Source organism: Saccharothrix sabaoui, from assembly GCF_051756985.1.
Classification (GTDB): domain Bacteria; phylum Actinomycetota; class Actinomycetes; order Mycobacteriales; family Pseudonocardiaceae; genus Actinosynnema.
This window is the reverse complement of sequence record NZ_JBPKJK010000297.1, coordinates 1-4,866: the sequence shown is the minus strand read 5'-3', so window position 1 is coordinate 4,866 and position 4,866 is coordinate 1. Positions and strand designations below refer to the sequence as shown.

Annotated in this window: 6 protein-coding genes; 5 read left to right on the top strand and 1 reads right to left on the bottom strand. The window is 76.6% G+C overall.

What is annotated here, in order from left to right:
- The 3 genes from ACR807_RS41105 to ACR807_RS41095 form a co-directional block, all read left to right on the top strand.
- Window positions 1–1,264 (top strand): YcaO-like family protein (locus tag ACR807_RS41105; protein ID WP_438926969.1); only part of this gene is annotated, 1,264 nt, incomplete at its 5' end.
- The gene (locus ACR807_RS41100; protein WP_438926968.1) at window positions 1,261–2,205 is read left to right on the top strand and encodes an alpha/beta fold hydrolase; all 945 of its coding nucleotides are present in this window, start codon (window positions 1,261–1,263) and stop codon (window positions 2,203–2,205) included. The genes ACR807_RS41105 and ACR807_RS41100, both read left to right, overlap by 4 nt.
- Window positions 2,202–3,164, top strand: coding sequence for a class I SAM-dependent methyltransferase (locus tag ACR807_RS41095; protein ID WP_438926967.1), 963 nt, complete (start codon window positions 2,202–2,204; stop codon window positions 3,162–3,164). The genes ACR807_RS41100 and ACR807_RS41095 overlap by 4 nt, the downstream gene beginning before the upstream one ends.
- Window positions 3,165–3,189: 25 nt before the next feature.
- On the opposite strand, the gene ACR807_RS41090 is transcribed toward ACR807_RS41095, so the two are convergent.
- Window positions 3,190–3,975: an MEDS domain-containing protein gene (locus ACR807_RS41090; RefSeq protein WP_438926966.1), complete on the bottom strand. Its 786-nt coding sequence runs from the start codon at window positions 3,973–3,975 to the stop codon at window positions 3,190–3,192.
- A gap of 181 nt (window positions 3,976–4,156) precedes the next feature.
- Here ACR807_RS41090 and ACR807_RS41085 point away from each other — a divergent pair, with 181 nt between their 5' ends.
- Both ACR807_RS41085 and ACR807_RS41080 read left to right on the top strand, forming a co-directional pair.
- Window positions 4,157–4,453: an ArsR/SmtB family transcription factor gene (locus ACR807_RS41085; RefSeq protein ID WP_438926965.1), complete on the top strand. Its 297-nt coding sequence runs from the start codon at window positions 4,157–4,159 to the stop codon at window positions 4,451–4,453.
- Window positions 4,450–4,839 carry a VOC family protein gene (locus ACR807_RS41080; protein ID WP_438926964.1) on the top strand — a complete coding sequence of 130 codons (390 nt, stop codon included), beginning with the start codon at window positions 4,450–4,452 and terminating at the stop codon, window positions 4,837–4,839. The genes ACR807_RS41085 and ACR807_RS41080 overlap by 4 nt, the downstream gene beginning before the upstream one ends.
- Window positions 4,840–4,866 lie beyond the last annotated feature (27 nt).

The window sequence follows — 4,866 nt, the reverse complement described above, 5'->3', positions numbered from 1 at the left end:
TCGAGATGGTGCGCCGGGCGGACCGCCCCGCGAGCGCGAGCTGCCGCTGCCCGGCGCGCGGGACCGCGCGTGCGCCGAACTCGACGCGCTGGGGTGGCGGGCCGAGCTGGAGGTGCTGGCCGACGCGCCGTTGACCGCCGTGCGCTGCGCCCTGGTCGACGCGACCGGCGCCCCGGTCGTCGGCGGCGCGGGCTCGGGCAAGGGCGACGTGGCCACCGCGACCGTCGGCGCCCTGTTCGAGTCCCTGGAGCACGTGTTCACCGGCCCCGCCCTGGCCGACGACCTGCCGGTGCTCGCCGTGCCGGTCGCCGAGCTGGCGCGGGGCCCCCTCGCGGTCGACGCGGCCGTCGCCGAACTCGCCCGCGCCCAGCCGCGGGCGCACGTGGCGTGCCTGCCGCACGCGGACGTGCGCGACGGCCGGCGGGTCGAGGTGCCGCTGTTCCTCTGGGCCCCGTGGTCCACCTCGGGTGAGCGGGCCGGGTGGCGGCGCGGGCTCGGGGACGACACCGACTACGCGCGGGTGAAGTCGTACTCGGTCAACACCGGCTGCGCGATCGGCGCCACGGAGGACGAGGCCGTGCTGCACGCCCTGGGCGAGTGCGCGGAGCGGGACGCGTTCTCGCTGTTCCTGCTGCGCTGCGTGCACGACCGCGCCACCCCGCCGCGCCGGATCGCCCGGCACCTGCTGGCCGACGACACCGCCGACCTGCTCGCCGCCGCCGACGACGTCCTCGGCGGCCGGGTGGACCTGGTCGACCTCACCACCGACCTGGACGTGCCGGTGGTGCTGGCCCTCGACCGCGGCGGACCGGGTCCGGCGCGGCACCGCTACGGGCTCGGCGCGTCCACCTCGTCCGGGCACGCGGTGCGGCGCGCGGTCGGCGAGCTCGTGCAGACCGCGCTGGTCACCCGGGGCGTGGACGACAGCGCCACCGGCGCGGCGGTCGCCCGCGCCCTGGGCCGCCACCCCCGGCTGCTGGCCGCCGCCTCGGTGGACGTGCCCGACGAGGCGGTCGACACGCCGGGCACCGCGGCCCGGTTCGGCGAGGACGTCCCGCCCGCCCCGGTGCCGGCGCTGCGGCGGGAGATCACCGAACGGGTGCTGCGCGCGGGGCACGACGTGCTGGTCCGCCGGCTGGCCGGCCTGGCGCACGGCACGACCACCGTGCAGGTGCACTGCCCCGGGCTGGAGCGCTTCCACCTGGTCACGGCCGGGCACGTCGCCCTGCCCGGCCCGCGCGCCCGCCGCCTGAGGAACCCGTGACCGGGCGGGGCGCGGCGACCGGCCTGCTCGACGTCGGCGGCGGGCACCGCCTGAGGTGGTGGCGCGACGGGAACCCCGGCGGCGCGCCGCTGGTGCTGGTGCACGGCGGTCCCGGCGGGCGCAGCAGCCCGCGCCACCTCGCCCTGGTCGACCCGGCGCGGTGGCACGTCGTGCGGTACGACCAGCGGGGCTGCGGGGCCTCCGCCCCGCGCGGCCGGTGCGCGCACAACACCACCGACGACCTGGTCGCCGACCTCGAACGGCTCCGCGCCCACCTGGGCGTCGACACCTGGACGGTGCTGGGCTTCTCGTGGGGCGCGGCCGTGGCGCTGCTGTGGGCCGCCCGGCACGGCGGGGCCGCCGACGCCGTGCTGCTCGGCGCGCCGTACCTGGGGCGGCACGAGGACCCGGCCGTGGGCCGGTGGCACCCCGACCTCGACCCGGCGACGTGGCGCCGCTTCACCGAGTCCCTCGACGAGCGCGAGCGGGACGACCCGGCGCGCGCCCACCTGCGCCGCGCGCTGGACCCCGCGCACCCCGACCACCTCGGCGCGGTCCGCCGGTGGGTCGCCTTCGACGCCGCGTGCGCCGGCCTGCCCTACGCGCCCGAGCGGGTGACGCCGGAGCCGGGCATGGCCGAGTCCGTGGCCGTGGAGGCGCACTACGTCGCGCACGACTTCTTCCTGCCGCCGCACGGGGTCCTGCCGTCGCTGGGCACCGTTCCCCGGCACGTGCCCGTGCACGTGGTGCAGGGCGCGGGCGACCCGACCGGGCTGCGCTGCACGGCGGCGCTGGCGGCGGCGCTGCCCCACGCCGAGGTCACCGTGGTGGACGCCGGCCACTCGGTCCTGCACCCCGGCGTGCGCACGCGCCTGCGCGCCGCCGCCTCGGCGGTCGCCGGAGCGCGTCGTGAGGGGCACGTCGTGAAGGGCACGTCGTGAGCGTCGCGCTGCTGCGCCGGGAGCGCCGGGTCCGCGACACCGTGCACGCCTCGGGTTTCGGTCCGCCCGGCCGGGTGCGCGTCTGGCGCGAGGACTGCCCGCCGAGCCTCAACCAGTACTTCCTGCTGCGCCGGCCCGACGGCACCTGGCTGGGCCGGCGGCTGCTCACCACCCCGGCGGGGTTCAGCGTGGTGCGCCCGCACATGGTGATGGGTCGTTTCCTGGGCCTGCACCGGCACGGCGGCGGCGTCGACTTCCGCTACCGCGCCTGCACCGAAGCCCGCCGGCACGACCTGTTCGGCCGGCCCGGGGAGACCGAGCTGGTCTTCCCGTTCCCCGTGCTCGACGACGACCTGCGCGAGCAGACCTGCCCGCCCGGCGCGTGGGACGACCACCAGTCCCTGGTCGGCACCCTGGACGACGCCGAGCACCACTTCCGCGTGCACGGCGCCCGGCTCGCCGCCGGGTTGCTCCCCACCGGGTTGCTCCCCACCGGTCTGCCGGCCTGCGCCGCGCCCGTCGTGTTCGACCCGGCCTGCTCCACCGGCGCGTACCTGCGCCACCTGGCCGACGCCCTGCCCGGCGCGCGCTGCGTGGGGGCGGACCTCTCCCCCGCGATGGCCCGACGGGCGGCGGCCGGGCTCCCGCACGTGCTGGTCGCCGACGCCGCGCACCCACCGCTGGCGCCGGGCTCGGTGGACCTGCTCGTGGTGCGCTTCCTCAACGCCGAGGTCGTGCCGCGCGCGGCGGCGCTGCCCGCCTTCCGCCGGCTGGCCGACCTGGTGGCGCCCGGCGGGCACGCCTTCGTCTTCGGCCACACGTCCGTGCTGCTCGACGTCCACCGCGCCGCGCGCGTCACCGGCCTGCGGGTGCGCGACGCGGTCGGGGCGCTGCCCGACGGCACCGGGCTGTTCCAGTTCTACGTGCTCGGCCGACCCGGTCCGCCCGCCGCCGGGTGACGGCGGGACCGGGTGCCGGCGCCCGTCAGACCTGTTCCACGCGGACACCGCGGACGTCGAGCGCCCGCAGGAGGTGCGCGGCGTGGAACAACCGGGTCCGCAGCACGACGGTCGCGCCGCGCCGTTCGGCGTGGTCGGCCAGCGCGAGCAGGCCGCGGTGGTCGATGAACTCCAGGTCGGTCGCGTCGATCACCACCTCGCCGCCGTCGAGCGGCACGTCGGCGCGCTCCAGCGCGAGCGGCCACAGCTCGTGGGACTCCAGGTCCAGCTCGCCCTCCAGCACCGCGCCCGCCCCGGCCGGCGCGTGGGCGTGCAGGTGGAACGGCGAGGTGCCGTCACCGGCCTCGGGGTGCAGGCAGGCGAGCTGGGCGATGGCGTCGTCACCGAGTTCGGCGCGGTCGTAGGCGCACATCGCCGACATGGGGTGGGTGGCCATGTAGCGGTCGACCAGGTGCTCGTAGCGGGCGAAGGCGTCCAACTGGGCAGGGGTGCGCACGAGCGAGGTCGCGTCGGCGGCGACGCGCAGGCCGGTGAACCCGTCGGCGAGCGCCTCCTCGGTGGCCGCGGCGTAGGTCTCCACCTGCGTGCGGGGGTCGACCACGGCCGCCGCCGTGTAGGTCGCCTCCAGCGACGCGACCCGCACGGCGTCACGCCGGAGCCCTTCGGCGAGGGCGTCGGTCGCCCGCACCCGTTCGACGAGGACGTCGGGTGCGTCGGGGGCGATGTAGAGGGCGCGCTCCCCCGCGGCCAACCCCGCCAGCAGGAACTCCCGAGCGCGGACGTCGAACTCGTCCCGCTGCTCGTAGCGCAAGCACTGGTGGCTGCGGGGCCCCGGACGCGGCCCACCGTCACGCACGGCCGACGACTGCATGCGCAGAGCCTACGTGTCCCGCCTCCGACCTGAGCACACCCTTCCGGGCGACACGCCGTTCGGTGGGGCCGGGGGTCACCGACCTTGACAGGCAAGTGGCCACTTGCCTATAACTGTGCCCGTGGACGCAGACCCCGACCTGTTCAGGGCCATCGGTGACGCGACGCGACGAACCATCCTGGACGAGCTGACCGACAGGGACGGCCAGACGCTGTTCGAGATCTGCGGCCGGCTGACGATGAAGCACGGCCTCACCTCCTCGCGCCAGGCGATCTCCCAGCACCTCGCGGTGCTCGAACAGGCCGGCCTGGTGCGCACCCGGCGCCAGGGCCGGTACAAGTTCCACCACATCGACACGAGCCCGCTGCGCTCGATCGTCGAGCGGTGGCCCATCGACCGAGAGGCACCGGACCAGTGATCCGCATCAACATCACCAGCGTGTACGTCGACGACCAGGCGAAGGCGCTCGCCTTCTACACCGAGAAGCTGGGGTTCGTCACGAAGCACGACGTGCCCGCCGGCGAGTTCCGCTGGCTCACCCTGGTCTCCCCCGCCGACCCCGACGGCGTCGAACTGCTGCTGGAGCCGGACGGCCACCCGGCGGCGGGCCCGTTCAAGAAGGCGCTGGCCGACGACGGCATCCCGTTCACCCAGTTCGCCGTGGAGGACGTGCACGCCGAGGTCGAGCGGCTCAAGGCGCTGGGCGTGGAGTTCACCCAGGACCCGGTCGACATGGGGCCGGTCGTCACCGCCGTCCTCGACGACACGTGCGGCAACCTGATCCAGCTCGCCGCGGTGAAGTAGCCGGACCGGCGGCTGTCGAGTCTGGTG